The 18719-nt window shown below is 37.6% G+C and carries 21 protein-coding genes; 4 read left to right on the forward strand and 17 right to left on the reverse strand.

The window, feature by feature from the left end; all coding sequences use genetic code 11:
* Positions 1–53 precede the first annotated feature (53 nt).
* Together I6F66_RS01245 and I6F66_RS01250 are read right to left on the reverse strand one after the other, a co-directional pair.
* Positions 54–839 carry an ABC transporter substrate-binding protein gene (locus I6F66_RS01245; protein WP_197139978.1) on the reverse strand — a complete coding sequence of 262 codons (786 nt, stop codon included), beginning with the start codon at positions 837–839 and terminating at the stop codon, positions 54–56.
* A gap of 201 nt (positions 840–1040) precedes the next feature.
* The gene (locus I6F66_RS01250) at positions 1041–1523 is read right to left on the reverse strand and encodes a YajQ family cyclic di-GMP-binding protein (RefSeq protein ID WP_007377833.1); all 483 of its coding nucleotides are present in this window, start codon (positions 1521–1523) and stop codon (positions 1041–1043) included.
* 152 nt (positions 1524–1675) lie between these two features.
* Between I6F66_RS01250 and I6F66_RS01255 the strand changes: the two genes are divergently transcribed.
* Together I6F66_RS01255 and I6F66_RS01260 are read left to right on the forward strand one after the other, a co-directional pair.
* The gene (locus tag I6F66_RS01255; protein WP_007581666.1) at positions 1676–2029 is read left to right on the forward strand and encodes a VanZ family protein; all 354 of its coding nucleotides are present in this window, start codon (positions 1676–1678) and stop codon (positions 2027–2029) included.
* On the forward strand, positions 2022–2924 hold the full coding sequence (locus I6F66_RS01260; protein ID WP_197175379.1) for a ketopantoate reductase family protein: 903 nt from the start codon (positions 2022–2024) through the stop codon (positions 2922–2924). Before I6F66_RS01255 ends, I6F66_RS01260 begins: the two co-directional genes overlap by 8 nt.
* 40 nt (positions 2925–2964) lie before the next feature.
* Here the strand turns inward: I6F66_RS01260 and thiI are convergent, their stop codons facing one another.
* Complete coding sequence (gene thiI, locus I6F66_RS01265; RefSeq protein ID WP_101164302.1) at positions 2965–4422, reverse strand: tRNA uracil 4-sulfurtransferase ThiI; 1458 nt, start codon at positions 4420–4422, stop codon at positions 2965–2967.
* 97 nt (positions 4423–4519) lie between these two features.
* Positions 4520–5173 (reverse strand): TetR/AcrR family transcriptional regulator, encoded by a 654-nt coding sequence (locus tag I6F66_RS01270; protein WP_197208513.1) that lies wholly within the window; start codon positions 5171–5173, stop codon positions 4520–4522.
* A 198-nt stretch (positions 5174–5371) separates the two neighbouring features.
* Here I6F66_RS01270 and coaD point away from each other — a divergent pair, with 198 nt between their 5' ends.
* Positions 5372–5863, forward strand: coding sequence for a pantetheine-phosphate adenylyltransferase (gene coaD / locus I6F66_RS01275; RefSeq protein ID WP_197208515.1), 492 nt, complete (start codon positions 5372–5374; stop codon positions 5861–5863).
* A gap of 35 nt (positions 5864–5898) precedes the next feature.
* On the opposite strand, the gene I6F66_RS01280 is transcribed toward coaD, so the two are convergent.
* From I6F66_RS01280 to argC, 11 genes are all read right to left on the reverse strand, one after another.
* Complete coding sequence (locus I6F66_RS01280) at positions 5899–6405, reverse strand: hypothetical protein (protein WP_165727580.1); 507 nt, start codon at positions 6403–6405, stop codon at positions 5899–5901.
* A gap of 104 nt (positions 6406–6509) precedes the next feature.
* Positions 6510–7022 (reverse strand): hypothetical protein, encoded by a 513-nt coding sequence (locus tag I6F66_RS01285; RefSeq protein ID WP_197208517.1) that lies wholly within the window; start codon positions 7020–7022, stop codon positions 6510–6512.
* Positions 7015–7524, reverse strand: a complete 510-nt coding sequence (locus I6F66_RS01290) for a hypothetical protein (protein ID WP_197208519.1) — start codon at positions 7522–7524, stop codon at positions 7015–7017. The genes I6F66_RS01285 and I6F66_RS01290 overlap by 8 nt, the downstream gene beginning before the upstream one ends.
* A complete protein-coding gene (locus I6F66_RS01295; protein WP_197118671.1) occupies positions 7517–8014 on the reverse strand; it encodes a hypothetical protein in 498 nt (165 codons plus the stop codon). The genes I6F66_RS01290 and I6F66_RS01295 overlap by 8 nt, the downstream gene beginning before the upstream one ends.
* A gap of 5 nt (positions 8015–8019) precedes the next feature.
* Positions 8020–8553: a hypothetical protein gene (locus tag I6F66_RS01300; RefSeq protein WP_024590032.1), complete on the reverse strand. Its 534-nt coding sequence runs from the start codon at positions 8551–8553 to the stop codon at positions 8020–8022.
* A gap of 14 nt (positions 8554–8567) precedes the next feature.
* A complete protein-coding gene (locus I6F66_RS01305) occupies positions 8568–8777 on the reverse strand; it encodes a hypothetical protein (protein WP_024590033.1) in 210 nt (69 codons plus the stop codon).
* A 265-nt stretch (positions 8778–9042) separates the two neighbouring features.
* Positions 9043–10908, reverse strand: coding sequence for an argininosuccinate lyase (gene argH / locus I6F66_RS01310; protein ID WP_007581654.1), 1866 nt, complete (start codon positions 10906–10908; stop codon positions 9043–9045).
* 49 nt (positions 10909–10957) lie between these two features.
* Entirely contained in the window at positions 10958–12160 is a 1203-nt protein-coding gene (locus I6F66_RS01315; RefSeq protein ID WP_007581653.1) for an argininosuccinate synthase, read from the reverse strand.
* A complete protein-coding gene (locus I6F66_RS01320; protein WP_165727585.1) occupies positions 12157–13089 on the reverse strand; it encodes an ornithine carbamoyltransferase in 933 nt (310 codons plus the stop codon). The genes I6F66_RS01315 and I6F66_RS01320 overlap by 4 nt, the downstream gene beginning before the upstream one ends.
* Before the next feature lie 7 nt (positions 13090–13096).
* Positions 13097–13864, reverse strand: coding sequence for an acetylglutamate kinase (argB, locus tag I6F66_RS01325; RefSeq protein ID WP_165727586.1), 768 nt, complete (start codon positions 13862–13864; stop codon positions 13097–13099).
* Positions 13865–14875 (reverse strand): N-acetyl-gamma-glutamyl-phosphate reductase, encoded by a 1011-nt coding sequence (argC, locus tag I6F66_RS01330; RefSeq protein WP_197101131.1) that lies wholly within the window; start codon positions 14873–14875, stop codon positions 13865–13867. It abuts the gene before it with no gap.
* A gap of 224 nt (positions 14876–15099) precedes the next feature.
* On the opposite strand from argC, the gene argE reads away from it, so the two are divergent.
* Positions 15100–16260 (forward strand): acetylornithine deacetylase, encoded by a 1161-nt coding sequence (gene argE / locus I6F66_RS01335; RefSeq protein ID WP_165734551.1) that lies wholly within the window; start codon positions 15100–15102, stop codon positions 16258–16260.
* 65 nt (positions 16261–16325) lie between these two features.
* Here argE and I6F66_RS01340 read toward each other — a convergent pair whose 3' ends face one another.
* Both I6F66_RS01340 and radA read right to left on the reverse strand, forming a co-directional pair.
* Positions 16326–17258: a hypothetical protein gene (locus tag I6F66_RS01340; protein ID WP_197208521.1), complete on the reverse strand. Its 933-nt coding sequence runs from the start codon at positions 17256–17258 to the stop codon at positions 16326–16328.
* 75 nt (positions 17259–17333) lie between these two features.
* Entirely contained in the window at positions 17334–18719 is a 1386-nt protein-coding gene (radA, locus tag I6F66_RS01345) for a DNA repair protein RadA (RefSeq protein ID WP_024590039.1), read from the reverse strand.

Consider the following 18719-nt stretch of genomic DNA (forward strand, 5'->3'; position numbering starts at 1 on the left):
TTGTTTACAAATGTCAATGGACGTCTATACAGCTAAAAACCTTTAAAATGCAGTTAAGGGCTAGTATAGTTTGAAGAAACGCCATATTTATTAAGTAGCTTCTGAAGTTGTATTTGTGCAGTACGTAAGCTTAGTATTTCATCCATTTTATTACTAGTGATCTTATTTGATTTAGAGTTAACTAAAAAGTGCGTTTCATAAACGGCATCTGGTACGTTACTTTTATAGAGTAAATCCATATTAAAAGTATTTTGATTTTTAAAATATTGGTAAGCAATATTATTTAAAACGCCTACTTCCGCGCGCTTTAATAGCAGCATTTTAACCACATTGAATTCATCAATGGTTAAACTTACTTGATGTTCCTCACTTAAAAATTCGGCATCTGTATTAAATCCAGCAAATTGATACGAGTACCCCAGAACCCCAACCTTTGTTAATGACGTAATGTCGTCAAAGTAAGCTTGCTCATTTGTATTTTCTTTAAGCGTATAAAGCTCATTTTTGGTAATGGTATAAAATTCGGTTTTTTTAATATTCTCTTGCGCTGATTGTGGGATCCATTGCAGTGCCATTAAAAATAAAACATCAAAATTATTTTTTTCAACTGACAAAGCAAGCCTTTTTACAGGTAGAGACTTAAGTACGAAGTTAAACTCCTGCTGTGCGCCGTTTAAAATCTTAATAAACTCAGGAGCAAAACCCTGCTTTTTTTGCGCATTAATAATAATGGGAAAGTAGCCATCTTCAACCAGTACATCAATATCAACTGTTTTTGATAAGCTTGGTTTGGTAAATGTAAGCAAAACAAATAACAAAAATAATTGATGAAGTTTCATTTTAATACCTTCTAGCGTGAAGTACTTAATTGCATGTGATTAAATATAATAGCTTAAATATCAAAAAGAAGATTAATACATACGGGAGTATCTAGGCAGCAAAGAGGGATAATAGTGAGATATTTAAAAAGAGTAAGTAGCTTCAATCTGTCTGTAAGTATAAACAGATTAAAGCATGCTTAATTTAAAACTATTTATTAATTAATCGCGGAAATTTTTAAACTGAAAAGGTTGACCTAGCTCAGCACTGCGCACTACTTGCATAGCCTCTTGAAGATCGTCACGTTTTTTACCCGTTACACGTACTTCTTCGCCTTGGATAGCAGCTTGAACTTTAACTTTAGAGTCTTTAATGGCTTTAACTACTTTTTTAGCCATGTCCTTTTCGATACCCTGCTTTAAGCCAACGTTACGAAATACATTTTTACCTGCACGGGTAATATCTTGAAGCTCTAAGCTTGATACATCCATACCACGCTTAGATATTTTGTTAGCTAAAATATCAAATAATTGCATAACCTGAGAGTCTGCTTCAGCTTTAAGCTTAATTGTTTTGTCATTTAGCTCAATAGATGCATCAACGCCTCTAAAGTCAAAGCGAGTCTCTAGCTCACGATTTGCATTATCAACTGCGTTTTTAGCTTCGTTCATTTCTACTTCAGATACAATATCAAATGAAGGCATTGGTTTGCTCCTAACTATTTAATCTTAATTTTATGTGGTAATTATAACGCTAAAATTATAAATCTTTACATTTTTCTGCATCTTGTTCAGGTGCGATATTAAATTAGTTTGATATACTTGCGCCTCTTTTTTAAGCGATTTTAGGATTTGTCGTGACAAGGCGTGTTTATCAAGCAATTTTTTTAATCAGCATAGTAGCTTTTACCTTTTTATTTGCCAAAGAAATAAAAGGTGGCGTTGTAAATTTATTTCCTCATGTTGATAAAGTCGCCCATTTTGGGATTTTTTTTATACTAGCCATAATAATGGATAAAGCGTTTAAGCTTCCTTTATATGCGCAAATACTTTTATTGGCTGGTTATGGCGCCTCTATAGAAATAATGCAAGACGCACTCCCCTATAGGCAAGCATCACTCGGTGATTTTTTTGCTGATTTTGCAGGTGCCGCAAGCTACTTTTTACTTAGAGTAATTTTTACACCTCGAAAAAAGAACCCATATGGCTAATATTTTAATTGTCGGCGATGGTGCTATTGGCTTGTTACTTAGTCATTTTCTAAGTGCGTCGCATAATGTCAGTGTTTTAACTCGCAAAAGCCCAACAAATACCCGCTTTTATAGTCGAGGTAAGGGTGCATCTAAAAAAATTGACGCACACTTTATTGCATTAAATCAGCTAAATAAAGCGGCTGAATTTGATGTTGTTTTATTTACCGTTAAAGCCTTTCAAGTACTTGATGCATTTACGCAAATAAAGCCTCTTCTACCAAGTCATTGCTCTGTTGTACTTTCGCATAACGGAATGGGTAATGTTGATGAGGTAAATAGCCAGCTAAGCACTCACCAAGCACTCTACTTTTTAACGACAAGCATAGCGGGCTTTAAATCAAACCAATACATTGTGCAGCACACTGGTGAGGGACAAAGTGTTATTGGTGCTTGTAATGAATTAGCTTTTCAAAATAGCGCGCCAATAGCTGATATTTTTAAAGTAATACCCAGCCTAAAGTTTACTAATAACATTCAGCAGCTTCGTTTTGAAAAACTACTCGTAAATATTGCCATTAACCCATTAAGCGCTTTAAGTAATGTAAAAAATGGTGAGTTACGCGCACCTAAGTACAACGCTATAATTTTTAATGCACTCACTGAAGCATGCAATATAGCAAAGGTACAAGGGCTTAATATCCCATTGATTAAAGCACTTAATACCGCTTATAAAATAATGGAATTAACGTCTGACAATTACTCTTCAATGCAGCAAGACGTCGCGCATTGCAGAGAAACTGAAATATCAGCTATATGTGGCTATATTAGCCAACAAGGCAAACTTCACGGTATTCCTACACCTTACAACGATGAGTTGTTTGTCAAAATTCAGGCAAAAAAAAGCGTGGTATAAACTACGCTTATATAAATTCTTAACTTTAAGACGACAAACCTTATGGGCGGTAAACTTTTACAGTTTCAAAGCCTTGTTCGTGCAGCATAAGTGCCTGTAGTTGGCTCATTACGCCTCTATCACAATATAAATAGTAGTCGGTGTCTTTTGGTAAATCACCAAACTTAGTCGCCAGACGGAAGAACGGTAAATGAACCACTTCAACACCGTCGATTGCAAGCGGTGCAGCTTCTTCTTCCTCTGGTGAGCGAATATCAACTACCACAGAGCCTACAGGTAAATCAGCAACCGATTCAGCTTCTTTAAGTTCTTGTTTGGCTTCAACGTCAATATCACGCACGTCCATTATACGTGCGTTATTTACAACGGTATCAAGTACATCAAAGTCAAACTTTTCTTCTTCACCAAGAATAACGTCTATTTTGGCTTTAACCGTTGGCTTTTTAGAAATAACACCACAGTATTCAGGCATTGTTTCTGCCATTTCAGCCGTACCAATTTGGCGAGCAATATTAATAATTTCTTGCTTATCGTGTTGAATAAGCGGGCGTAAAATAAGCGTTTCAGTAACACGGTCAATCACGCTTAAATTCGCTAATGTTTGACTAGATACTTGGCCAATACTTTCGCCAGTAACAAGTGCTTGAATGTTTAACTTTTGCGCAACCACACTCCCTGCGCGCATCATCATACGTTTAAGTACAACACCCATTTGGCTGTTTTCAACGTTTTCTAAAATTTCAGCAACAACAGGTTCAAAATCAACCGTTACAAATTTAACTTTATGTGTAGAGCTGTATTTTTTCCATAAGTAGTAGCTTGCTTGCTTAACGCCAATTTCGTGCGCTGCGCCACCTAGATTAAAGAATAAAAAGTGCGTGCGTGCGCCTTTACGAATCATTTGGTAACTTGCTACGCCAGAGTCAAAGCCACCCGACATAAGCGAAAGCACATCTTCTTGAGTTGGCAGAGGAAAACCAGCCATACCAAAATGTGTATGAGAAACAATGTAAGCTTTATCGTCTTTTACTTCTAGGCGTATTGTTACTTCTGGGCGGCTAAGCTTTACGCTTGCGCCTTCAATATGTTGATTTAATCCACCACCAACATAACGCTCTAAATCAGTTGAGGTAAAATCGTGTTGCCCTATGCGCTTAGCACGAACACAAAAGGTTTTACCCACAATAGTATGACCAACTAAAGCGATGGTTTTTTGATAAATATCATCAAGAGTTTCGAATTGTGTTTCGGTTACTTCAATAAATTGAACAATGCCAGGGATGCGTTTAAGGCTATCGATAAAATCAAGGCGAACTTGCGCGTCTTCAAGTTTTGTAACAACTGAAATGTTATCCCAGTTATTTCTTACTTGTACTTTTTCGTCAACACGGCGCAATACAATTTTAATGTTATTTTCTAACACTTTAGTAAAGCGTTTACGGACTGAACGGCTTTTAATGGCTATTTCAGGATGTAGTTTGACGATAAATTTAAGCATAGTTCACTCTTAGACTGCGGGAATTCGCGCTCCCAGGCATTTGGCGCGGGATTATAGCAAAAAATTCAGCGCCTAGGAAACAGCCTATTACTATCGATTAAACTACAGCTAGGGCCTGTTGCGCTAATTCAGTATATTTTTCACGTAGCAGGTTCATTTTATCAATGCTTTTATCGGTACTGTACGCTCTAAATAATGTAAGTACTTTTAAAATGCCATGATATATATCTTGCTCAGCAAGCGTACCACTTGGCCTACGGGCTTTAATATAAGGCGTCCAAAAACTAACCGTTAACTTTAGTGTATGTGCTAAATCAATGACATCTTGCTCATCAATAGCAATCATTTCACTGTCGCGAAGTCCTAAAATAATTTTACGAACTTGCTCTAACAACTCTAACTGAAAATCAATATAAGCTTGTTTTAAATCAGCATCTCTAGAGAGAATATCCCCGAGATTGTCGTAAAAAAAATGATAGCGCCACATCAGCTCAAATAACGAATCTAGGTAAGCCGTTAAATGATTAAATGCATCATCATCTTTATTAATAGGTTTAAAGTGAGTATTTAAATGATCGCGATACAGCGCAAAAATATGACGGATAATGTCTTCTTTATTTTTAAAATGATAATAAAGATTACCCGGGCTCATCCCTAAGTTTGATGCAATATGATTTGTCGTTATTGCACGCTCACCATTTTCGTTAAACAACAAAATACTGGTGTGTATTATTTTATCCTTGGTATTCATATGCTAATACTCAAATTATCTATAGGCTACATTACACTCAAAAGAGGTAAACAGTATAAACAAATATGAATCATTAAAACACTCCCACCATGGACTGACCTGTTTAAAGAAAGTAAGTGTTTATATGCTTTTTTAGCTAGGCTGCTTTGTGGCATAAACACTGTTAAACTAGCGCTAAAATAATAAATAGTGAACATTATGAAAGTTATTGCAATTTACCCTGGCACCTTTGATCCACTAACTAATGGGCACACAGACCTTATTCAACGTGCAGCTAAAATGTTTGATACTGTATTAGTTGCCGTTGCTAATAACCCAAGTAAAAAACCCTGCTTTAACCTTGAAGAACGTGTTGAGCTTGCAAACACTATTTTAAGCCACATAAATAATGTTAAGGTGATTGGTTTTTCTGGTTTATTGGCTGACCTTGCGCGCGATCACAATGCTAATGTGCTTATTCGCGGTATTAGAGCTGTATCTGATTTTGACTATGAATTTCAATTAGCTAACATGAACCGCCGCCTGAACCCCGACTTAGAAAGTGTATTTTTAACACCCGCAGAGCGAAATTCATTTATTTCATCAACACTCGTTAAAGAAGTAGCTCGCCACAATGGTGATGTAAGCGAGTTTGTAGACCCTGTAATTGTTAAAGCGCTAAAAACTAAATTGGGTTGTGGTAGCAGTTAATAATAAATAAGGCCTGTTAGCACTGAAATCCATTACTAATAGGCCCTTTTATTAAACACTTTATTTAGCTTTCCTTCTAACCAAGTAAGTTTTAAAACATCTTTACCTATAAAGAAAACTAAAACCATGGTCAAATCTGTAAAATTTATACCTACTATGTACACCCACCAGAACCACCAAAAATCATAATGGTGCATAACATCATTATCTATATACATTGCAAAAAATAGTAAGGTGTTTATACCTAAACCAAATAATAAATAAATGTATATGCTGCTAATCTTTATAAAAAAACCAGATAAAATAATAACAAATAGAGTAATAATATCGAATAAGAAAAAATCGAAGTAAGTTATTGCGTCCATATCAATAAACATACTAGAAGAGTAAGAAAGTGCCATGATGAAAGATAGCCAAACAATGCTTTTATCTGCGCTATTTATAGAGCTTACTAAAGAATATAAAAAAGCCATCAAAAAGCCCCACTGTACAAAAACACCTATATAAAACGAGATATTTGTATTTAAAAGTAGCTCAACCATTTTACTCCAACACTAGATAAAAAATTATTATACCGCTTTACATATTACGGCAACATCAAATAAAGGCACAAAATCACTCTTCTTTTAAGTTGAGCTTTACTGCCTCAGCGATCTAAACTTAACTTTCTAACACATCTTAAAAGCTTGTTTAAGCCTAAAAAATCCTTATTGATGATTAATACCAATGCCATGGTAAAATCGACAAAATACATCCCGAATGTGTAAATGGTCCAAAACCACCAATAGTAAAGAGTGCCAACGATTACAATGTCGTAATACATACCCAGGAACAGACACGCATTAATAAATAGACCAACAATTACATAGACAAAAGCAATGGGGACAGGATTTTTACATACAGCTCGCCAAAGTAATAAAGTACCTATGGTAGCAAAATCAAAATAAAAGTAATTTAAGTGAGAAGTCGAAGTTCGAGGATCCATAAAAAGACTTGAAGTATAAGAAACCAGCATAATGAATGATAACTGTAGCAGGCTTTTATCTGCCTTATTTATACTTGCTGATAGATTATATAAAAATGAAATTAAAAAGAACCAAGTAAATAATAGCCCTATATTATCGCCTAAATCGACAAGACTCCAGAGTAGGTCAGCCATCAACTGTCCTTTTCAAACTAGTAATCAAACCATTTCTAAATTTCATCAAGTATAAAAAATCTTTGTTTATAAAAAATATAGCTACCATTATAAAATCAGCAGCATTGACCCCTATCGCGTAAGCATTCCAAAGCCACCAGTAGCTTGTATTATTTGATATATAGATGTCGTAATGCATGAGAAAATGCAGGGTTGAGTTTATAGCTAAACCAGTAATAATATATAGATAGGTAATACCATCATGCCAGAGCCGCCTAAGGGAAATGATAACTAGGAGAGTTAAAATATCGGAAAACAAAAAATCTAGATAAGTTACCGTATCCATATTTGTAAATATACTAAACGAATATGAAACACTCATAACCAAAGACAAATACACTCTTTCTTTATTAGGCTTATTAATCGAATGAGCAAGGGAGTACAAAAAAGCCATAAGAAATCCCCATTGTACAAATGCACCTATGTACAGAGAAACTGTTGGGCTAATTAAAAGCTCATTCAATATTTTTCAACTTTTTAAAGTTCAATGTAACCCCTCTTTTAAAAGTGGTATTTTTATTGAATACTAGTGAAAGAAACATTAAAACATCGAACATATTAACGCCAATAGAATAAACACTCCAATACCACCAAGGCTCATAGTTATATAAAACGTATAGATCGTAATGCAATATTAAGGTGAGCACAGCATTTATTATTAACGCAAAGATGATGAAGTGAAAAGCTATAGAGCGGTGAAGTACTTTAAAGTACTCTAAAATTAACAAAGCTAAAATTGTAATAAAATCGTAGAGCGCCCAATTTAAATATAAACTTTCTAATAAGTTTATGTAACCACTGGAAATATATGAGCAGAGCATAAGCGCAGACAAATAAACCGAGGATTTATTTTCTTTATTTATACTGGAAGCTAAACAGTATAAGAAGGCCATTAAAAAGCCCCATTGAGAGAAAGCTTCTACATAATCCATCAGGGCTTCAGTAACGTACATTTAAACTAGGTCGTTATTTTTATTTTTCTCGATTTAAACAATCGAATTAATTTTCTTTTTATCCTGTGTAGCCCTAAAAAGTCTCTATCTACAATTAATGCTACAACCATTGCTAAGTCATTAAAAGCAACGAAACCTACATATATTTCCCAGAAAAACCATGGTTCATTATTTTTATACACATATACATCTAAATACATTAACAGTACTAATAGCATATTTATTGATAGACCAACGATCAAATATAAGAAGGATGTAGTTGTTTTTTTCAATAATTTAAAGCTAAAGATGAGTACAATAATAGTAATTAAATCATGAATAGCCCAGTCCAAATATGTGGTGTTATAGTATGAAAGCCACGTATAGAAGTAATCTGTGGCTGTATAAGATATCATCATGATTAATGAACTGAGTAATAAGGTAGTCTTTCTTTTAACGTCTAAGCTATATACAAAAACATTGAAAAAGAAGGCCATTAAAAAAGCCCACATAACAAAAGCTGATAATGAGAAAAGACCAAAAAACTCAGTTAAAAACATTCAATACCTTATTACTACTTAGGACGAGTGCCTGTACCACCAGAAAGAATAGCAAGGCCACGTTCAACAGAGTTAACACTCGCAGCAGCCATACCTTCTTGAGAGATGCTTACTGTATCAGATTGCAGGGTTTTAGGGCTAGCAGTTTGTTCCATTGCAGGCTTTAATTGTTGTGTTTTGTTGTATGCTTGCATTTGTACTTGGCTATTAGCTGAAACTTGCATGTGATTGATCCTTGTAAAAGTTTTAATTATATTTGGTGCAACTTTTAACCACATTATTATGTAGATAAATGCATCACCTGTTTAAAGTAGTGATAGCTATTTTGCTATCTACCTTATACAAAGCAACCAATGTGCCAACTTTTTTTGACACCTTAAAACTTACTCAAAACATACTTATATAATCAAACCAAACAGCTCCGACCAGTTCACTACAAACATAAAAAAACGTACAGGGATAACCGTACGTTTTTTGTATCCAGGGAGTTTAAGCTACGTATTTACACGGGATCTCCGCACGTGTACTTAGCTTCAAAATATATTCCATTGCTACTTCGTCACAATTTTCTTTACGAAGGCAAAGTTCACAATCTTTCATTACTTTTTCAGGCAAAGAGTCTTTGCTACAAAAAGTAAAACGTTGTTGTTCAAAAAAATCTGGTACGCGTGTTAATACAATAACTCGGTTAAGTGCCAATTTTTTGGCTTTAGTAAGTAGATGATCTACAAGCTGTCTACCCTGCCCCGACACTTTACTTTTTGGGTCTATACCCAATGAGCGTATTTCAGCAAGGCCGGTATCGTAAATGTATAACGACGCACAGCCCGACACTTTTCCATTTATTTCTGTTACTGCAAACTCGTTAATAGAGTGCACCATATCGCTTTTTGCACGAGGCAGGTTTTCACCTACCGTTGCCCAATGCTGTATAAGCGTGGCAATTGCTTCTACATCATCTAAATTTGCATCACGTACCGTTATTTGCTGTTTTTTTTTGGCTTCTTTAACAGCATTCGTTACTTGTTCAATAGACGTCCCACCAAGGGCTTTACGTGCTTTTATACATGCATCAATTTCAAGTACTGGGTAAACATCGTCTTCAAATACAGTGTTTACTGATTTGTACTGCTCAAGCGATAGCTCTTCAAGCGTTTTACCTTCGCTAATCGCAAGCTGTACAAGTACACCTACAATGTGATGCCCTTCTCTAAATGGCACACCTTTAGCAACTAAGTAATCAGCAAGTTCGGTTGCATTTGCATGCCCTCCTTTTGCTGCAGCAAGTGTCTTATCGCCGTTTACTTTAACGCCTTTAATACATGCTTGCGCCATATGAATACATGCAAGCCATGTTGGCATAGCGTCGAATAGCCCTTCTTTATCCTCTTGCATATCTTTATTGTATGCAAGTGGCAGCGCTTTTAACGTCATCATCATAGCGCTAAATGCACCAAACACACGTCCGGTTTTACCGCGAATAAGCTCGAGTGCATCAGGATTTTTTTTCTGAGGCATGAGCGATGAGCCTGATGTTACGTTATCAGCAAGCTCTATAAATCCGGCTTCACCCGAATTATAAAAAATCAAATCCTCTGACATACGAGATAAGTGAATCATCGAAATAGACGCACAACTTAAAAGATCTAACACAAAATCACGATCAGATACGCCATCAAGGCTATTTTTTGTAGCCGCTGTAAAACCTAATCCGTGTGCTAATGCTTGGCGATCAATCGGATAAGCTGTACCTGCTAATGCACCACTGCCTAATGGGCAAAAATTCATGCGCGCTTTAGCATCTTGCAGGCGGCTTTCATCACGCTCTAGCATCTCTACATACGCCATACACCAGTGGCTAAACAATACTGGTTGTGCGCGCTGTAAGTGCGTGTAACCTGGTAATATTGTGCCAAGCTCTCGCTCTGCAAGCGCTACAAACTCGCCTTTAAGCTGTGCAATAGCATCTAGTAAATGGTCAGCCGTATCACGGCACCATAATCTAAAGTCGGTGGCAACTTGGTCATTACGGCTTCGGCCTGTATGTAATTTTTTAGCTAAATCACCTACTTTTTCAATTAGAGCTGCTTCAACATGTGAATGAATATCCTCTGCACCTGAAGTAGCTACCGCTTGTGGATCTGCTTTAACTTCTTCAAGCAGCTCATTTAATGCAGCCACTAATCTTGTGTGCTCGTCACTTGAAAGTACACTTACCTGTTCAAGTGCACCAGCCCATGCCACAGAGCCAATAATATCTTGCTCTGCTAACTGGTAGTCAAAGGGAAGAGAGTCGTTAAATTGCTTAAACGCCTCATCTGGACCCGTAGAAAAACGTCCGCCCCATAATGCCATGAAATCTCTCCAAACCCTGTAGTGCCCCTTTTATGAGGGGCGTAATAAATTACTTTTTAGCGAGTGCTGAAATTCTGCTTGAAAGCGAGAATAAACGAATAAAGCCTTCAGCGTGTGATTGGTCGTACACATCATCTTCGCCAAATGTAGCAAATGCTTCGCTGTATAAGCTATTTGGTGACTGCTTTTGAACTGCAGTTACTTGGCCTTTGTATAGCTTAAGTACCACTTCACCTGTTGCCACTTTAGAAAGTGCTTCAGCACCGGCTAAAATAGAATCTTTAAGAGGCGTAAACCAACGGCCGTCGTATACTAAATGTGAAAACTCACCACCGAGTACTTCTTTCCACTTACGGCTTGCTTTATCAAGCACTAGCTCGTCAATGGCTTGAAGCGCTGCCATAATGACTGTGCCGCCTGGCGTTTCATAACAACCGCGTGACTTCATGCCAACTAAACGGTTTTCTACAATATCAACACGTCCAACACCATGAGGCGATGCAATATCGTTTAATTTAACTAAACAATCGTAAGGTTTAAGCTCTACGCCATTTACAGCAACCACTTCGCCTTCAACAACTTTTAATGTTACTAGTTCTGATTTATCTGGTGCTTGCTCTGGAGAGTTAGTCCAAGTCCATACTTGTTCAGTTGGTTGACACCATGGGTCTTCAAGCTCACCACCTTCGTGCGAAATATGCCATGCGTTAGCATCACGGCTATAAATTTTTGTAGCAGATGCTGAACACGGAATATCACGCTCTGCTAAGTAATCAAGTAATGATTCACGGCTCGATAAGTCCCACTCACGCCATGGCGCAATTACTTTTAAATCAGGGGCTAGTGCTGCAAAACATGATTCAAAACGAACTTGGTCATTACCTTTACCAGTACAACCATGAGAAAGTGCATCAGCACCTACTTTACGTGCAATTTCAACTTGTGCTTTAGCAATAATTGGGCGCGCCATAGAAGTACCTAATAAATAAGTACCTTCGTAAATTGAGCCCGTTTTAAGCGTTGGGTAAATGTAATCACTTACCATTTCATCTTTTAAGTCAACTACGTAACATTCAGATGCACCAGAGGCAATTGCTTTAGCTTCTACGCCTTCAAGTTCTTCAGCGCCTTGACCTACATCGGCAACAAACGCGATTACTTCACAGCCGTAGTTTTCTTTTAACCATGGCACGATAGCCGACGTATCAAGACCACCAGAATAGGCTAAAACGACTTTTTTAATTGAACTCATAGGTGTTCCTTAACAAAATTTGGATTTAGTAATGTAACTAGCAGAGCATTTTGCGCATGCATGCGATTCTCTGCTTGTTGAATGATTTTTGATGCTGGACCATCCATTACCTCAGAGGTAATTTCAAATTCACGGTGTGCCGGTTGGCAATGTAATACCGTAGTCGCACCTGTTTGATCTAGCAATGCCTGGTTTAATTGATAAGGCATGTATTTTTCTTTTACTTGCTCAAGCGGCGTTGTATCACCCATTGATACCCATGTATCTGCGTATACAACGTTTGCACCAACCGCAGCTTCAACTCTATCGCTCACCATGACTGATGCGCCATTCATTGCTGCAATTTGCTCTGCTTTTTTAAGTATTTGTGAATCTGGCGAACACCCTTTTGGTGTTACAGCAACAAAGTCAGTACCTAGCGTTGCGGCAAGTAACATCAATGAATGAGTCACGTTATTGCCCTCACCTAAGTAAGCTACTTTAAGCTGACTCACATCGCCATGTACTTCTTGGAGTGTTAAAAAATCAGCAAGTGCTTGGCAAGGGTGGTACAAGTCACACAAGCTATTAACTACCGGTACCGATGAATATTCACCTAACGTAGTTAATGTGCTGTGCTGATTTACACGCGCCACAATACCATCAGCCCAAGTAGAAATATTAAGTGCAAAATCTTTAATTGATTCACGTGCACCCATAGCGCCATTTTGCTGATCTAAATAAACAGCATGACCACCAAGGCGATTAATACCTATATCAAACGATAAACGTGTACGTAAACTTTGCTTTTCAAACAATGTTACGATTGATTTACCCGATAATACTTGGCTGTATTTTTCTGGCTTTGCTTTTATATCTTGCGCTAACTTTAATAAATTAAGTGCGCCTTTTTGGTCTAATTCTAAACCTGTTAAAAAATTCTCAAACATAATAAACCTATGGTGTAATCTTCGTTCCGACATGCTCACCTTGCAGCAGAGCAGTTAAATTTTCTGGCTTTTGCCAGCTGGAAATATACACACCGCGTCGTAAATGTTGGGCAGCGTGAAGGCTGGTCTTAACTTTGACCTCCATCCCGCCCACAATTACTCCATCTGTAATTAAAGTATCAATGTGTTTTGTGTCAAGTTGATGTAACGGTTGTTTATTTGCGTCAAGTACCGCTTCTACATCCGTCATAAAAATTAGTTCTGCATTTAAATTACTGGCAATAGCCGCTGCAGCTTCATCTGCATTTACGTTGTACCACAAGCCTTGTTCATCAAAGCCGATAGAGCTAACAATAGGTAAACGAGAAATTCTAAGTAAATCATTGATGATAGAATCGTCGTTACTTGTGCATTTACCCACTAAGCAAAGCGCTTTTAATTTTTGGGTTGCAGTCACACCCGCCTCAAAAAGACTTAAGCCGACAGGCTTATGCCCTGCGCTTATAGCTTGAGTCATTAATTGTTTATTAGCGCAACCTGCAAGCGCACCTACTATATAAGGCATTTGCTCTGCTGGACTAATACGTAAACCTTGGTGTTTAGCACTAGCAAAACCCGCTTGCTTTAGCCATGTATCTACTAAAGAGCCACCGCCATGAACAATGACAAACTCATCATTTTTTTGCTCGCTTAGCACATCAAATAACGCTTTTGCTGCATTTTCTGTATTAAGTACTGCACCACCGAGTTTAATAACCCACGTTTTTTTACTCATTTAAAACGCTCCTTTTAAGCCCGTAGTGTGATCTAAATTCATAGAAATATTAATACACTGCAAAGCTTGTCCAGCAGCGCCTTTTAATAAGTTATCAATGGCAGACATTACAATTAACTGCGTGCCTTGTTGCTGCCAACCAATATCAACAAATGGTTGCTTAGCAACACCTTTAATTGAAGGTATTTTATCGCCTAACAAACGAATTAATGGTTCGTTAGCAAGCACTTGATAAGCCGATGCAACGTTTTCCTTGGTAACGCCAGGCTTAAGTTGTACATAAATAGTTTCTAAAATACCGCGCGCAAAGCTACCTAGATGCGGTGTAAATAATACTTTGTGGCCAAGGTGTTGTTCAATTTCAGGACCGTGGCGATGGTTAAACAAACCATAAGGTGCAAGCGATACCTCACAAAAATGTGTTCCTACACTCGCTTTACGCCCGGCACCCGTAACACCCGAAACGGCATTAATGATAATACTTTCGCTGCTCAATAAGCCTGCTTGTTTAAGCGGTTTAAGTGCATTGAGCGCCGCTGTTGGGTAACAGCCTGCAACAGCAATTAGCTTTGCGTTAGCGATAGCATCACTGTTCCACTCTGCTAAACCGTAAGCCGCTTCATTTAAAAGCTCTGGGTGTTGATGCTCAAAACCATAATAAGTAACGTAATCATCATTATTTGCTAGGCGATAGCCACCAGATAAATCAAATACTTTTTTACCCATAGCTAAAAATTGAGGCGCTAAATCAACACTTACTTTGTGATCGGTACATAAACACACATAGTCAGCATCACTTTGAATGTCATCAAAAGCTGATGCACTAAGAGGAAGTAAAGGACAATCTAGTAAGCCAAGGTGCTCTGGGTATAAATCACTTAGTAATTTATTTTTATCTAAGCTACCCTCAGATACATAACAGCCTGTTAAGGTAAGGTTTGGATGATTAGCAACTAAGCTTGCTAACTCTGCGCCGCTATAACCGCTTGCGCCAATAATAACTACATTCATTGATTACTCGTTATTTTTAAATTTACTGCTAAATATATATGTTGTTCGCTTAAACTAGCTAAGACGCTAAATTAAGACTTAATTTAATGAATTTGTAGATTATCGTCGCATTATTTTCATAGCTTTACTTTAATATATTTATGCTTAAAAAGTGAATTGATATTCATCATAAATACTTTTATATTGTTATGCAATTAAATTGAATAATAATTTTGGATTTTTTTATGCCTTTGCCTTCGTTTATTTCTATGTATCAACAATTGATTGCAGCCCCTTCTATTAGTGCAATTGAAGACAGCTTGTGTATGAGCAATAAAAACGTAATTGAACTCCTTGCTAGGTGGTGCGAAACACTCGGTTTTACGTGTGAAATTATTGAATTAGAAGGAGGTAAAGGCCGCTTTAATTTATTAGCAAAGCGTGGAAAAGGCGATGGCGGGTTAATGCTTGCGGGCCACACAGATACAGTGCCTTTTGATGACAGCCGCTGGAACCACAATCCGTTTAAACTTACCGAACTAGACAATAAATTGTATGGGCTGGGAAGCATTGATATGAAAGGATTTTTTGCTTTTGTATTACAAGCGATTAGTGAACTTGATGAAAAGCAGCAAACTCAACCTATTTTAATACTCGCCACTGCTGATGAAGAAACAACTATGGCAGGTGCACAGCAAATATGTAAGCACCCTAATTTAAAACCTGCACGCTGTATAATTGGCGAACCTACTGATATGACGCCAGTATTTATGCACAAGGGCCATATGAGTACAGCAATAAGAGTGGTTGGTCGCTCTGGGCATAGCTCAGATCCCGAACGTGGCCTTAACGCCATTGAAGTAATGCATAAAGTGATTACAAAATTGATGATCTTAAAAGAGCAATTAAAGCATAAGTATTCAATAAATCACTTTGAAATTCCTTATCCAACATTAAACTTAGGTAATATTCATGGTGGCGATAATGCGAATAGAATTTGTGGTTGCTGTGAAATGCATATAGATATGCGCCCATTACCAGGTTTAAGTGTACAAGAACTACAAGCATTAGTGCTTGATGCAACAAAAGAGATAAATCAGCAATACCCAAATGCGGTGAGCGTTATTGATTTACATGAACCAATCCCGGCATTTAGTGGTAGCACCGACAGTGCTTTAGTTAAAATGGCTGAAAAAATAGCGGGGCAGAAAGCGGTCGCGGTAAATTATTGCACTGAAGCGCCGTTTATCCAACAACTCGGTTGTGAAACAATCGTAATGGGCCCAGGCTCAATTAACCAAGCGCATCAGCCTGATGAGTTTTTAGCGATGGAAAAAATAAAACCATCACAACAAATAATCACCAATATCATAAAAGCAAACTGCTTTAGCAATCAGAGTTACTAACTGCTTATAACAACACAAAATAATAAAGGCGCCAATTGGCGCCTTTATTAATACAAAACTAAGGCTTAATCACCTTTAACTTCTAAGTTAATAAACTTAACTAGCTCTTCAGGTTGCCCTATTAGCATCATAACTTGTTGGTTAATTTCCATCATAGTTTTACCTTCAGGTAGCTTTGCAGACACACTGAATGAATTTAAACCTTTAGCAAAGCTAGTTAAAGCCTCTGCAATATTTTCAGTTACAGGAGCCTGTTGTAACTGCTGCTCTAACATCATTTCCATTTGCTCTAGCGTCATGCCTTGCTTTTCAAGCTCACTTGATAGTAAGTCTTTTAACTTACCTTGGTTATTTAAGGCAAAGCTAACATTGCGCGGCTCTAACTTACTCATTGCTTGCATAACAAGTGTTTGCTGCTGTAACTCTTGCTCATAAGTAAGTGGCTGGTTACCCGCTTCTTGCTGCGCTTTACTAATCGCTAATGAAGCATCCATTAATGCTTTTGAATTAGCCAAGCCCATATCCATATTAAAACTAACAATGTCTTTTGCATCAAGCTTAACGACTACATCACTATTGCCAGACTCTTCATCGTAATCAAGTGATGAATGTAAGTCGTAACTTGCCGACGCGAGCATTTCGTTTGTATCAGCAGGTAATTTTGAAACAAAATCTTTATCAAACTGAAAGCTTTTTACATCAAATGATGTATGCGGTGATATTTTATCTGGCTCGTAACCTGTTATTTCAATGCTTTGAATATTAGCAACATTGTCGCCCTCTGGGCTTATTACTTCCATATTTGTTATTTCTACGCTTTTTGAAATAACACTTGCCGATAAACCAGCGTATTTAAATGTAGCGCCAGTTTGCTCGCTTACTAAAGCAAGTTGCTTATCTACTTCTGCACGCACTTCTTGTGTAGCTACATAATTTGCATAGCTCACGCCACCAACGCCCGCAGCTACAATCGCTGCAACTATTACTAACTTTTTCATGTTATTTCCTTATTCTATTCTTTGTGTAAACCGAGTTTTATTAAGAGTAACATTACACATTAACACCCGTAAGTATTAATTAATTAAACTAAGCAACTCATGTACTGTTTTAACTGGGGTAATTTTAGCGCCCAGCCCTTCCATCGACTTATGGTAATTACGAAATGGAATATATATTTCTGTAAAACCATGTTGTGCTGCTTCTTTAACACGTGGCACACCACTATCAATTGGGCGTACATCGCCGTTTAAGCTGAGTTCGCCCATAATACACGTGGTACGTGGCACAACAAATTCATTTAAGCTGCTAAGTAACGCGGTTACTAATGCTAAATCAATACAAGTTTCTGTTTCATCAATTCTTAGGCCACCCACAATATTAAAAAACGTATCGTGGAATATTTTGGTTTTAGTGTGTTTTCGTAATATGCCAGTCAGCATTTTTATGCGGTTCATGTTTAAACCAACGCACACACGCTGCGGAAATTCCGCCTCGGTTTCGGTCGTTAAACACTGAATTTCCAGCAATAAATTACGATTGCCTTTACGAATACAGGTAATTGTAGAGCCTGGCGAGTCAGTGGTTGAACCCGACAAGAAAATTTCGCTCGGGTTATCAACGCTTAACATCCCACGTTCGCACATTTTAAAAATGCCAACGGTATCTATATCACCAAAGCGGTTTTTATTTGCCCTAAGGGTTCGAATTTGCCCATCGTTGGTGTCTATGTGTAAAAGCGCATCGACAATATGTACAAGTGTTTGAGGACCTGCTATTTCGTTATTTTTATTTACATGAGCAATAATAAACATGGTTACATCATTTTGCTTACAGTATTGAGTCAATGCTTGGGCGGCACTTTTTACTTGCGAAGGCGAACCTGGGCTACCATTTGCCGTTTCGGTTACAACCGCTTGAATAGAGTCAATAACAGCAAACTTAATTTTATTTTTCTCGAGCTCTTCAATGATGGTTTCAACACTGGTTTCTGAAAGTAAATAAAGCTCGTCAGGGTTATAGTTTAACTTTAAACGATTTACCCTGTTTTTAAACTGCGATAATGACTCCTCGGCCGTACAGTAAAGTGACGGCATACGTTGTGACATTCTCGCCACTAGATCAGATAGCAAGGTTGTTTTACCAGCACCTGGATCACCCGAAATTATATTAACAGAGCCGGTAGTTACACCACCGCTTAGCACACGATCGAGCTCGCCTATTTCAGTTAGCTGTTTTTCTGCCTCTGACGTAGCAATATCATTAATTTTTTTAGAGCCGCCACCAGCACCGCCAGCATAACCACCTACATTTGCTCGAACTGACGCTTTTTTACTCTGCCCTGCTGAAGGTTTAAATTCTGCTAATGTGTTCCACGCACCGCAGCGGCATTGACCCTGCCAACGTGGGTAGTTCATGCCACATTCTGTACACACAAACTCTATTTTTGCCGCTTTAGTCAT

The organism is Pseudoalteromonas sp. NZS100_1 (assembly GCF_015864285.1).
GTDB lineage: Bacteria > Pseudomonadota > Gammaproteobacteria > Enterobacterales > Alteromonadaceae > Pseudoalteromonas > Pseudoalteromonas arctica.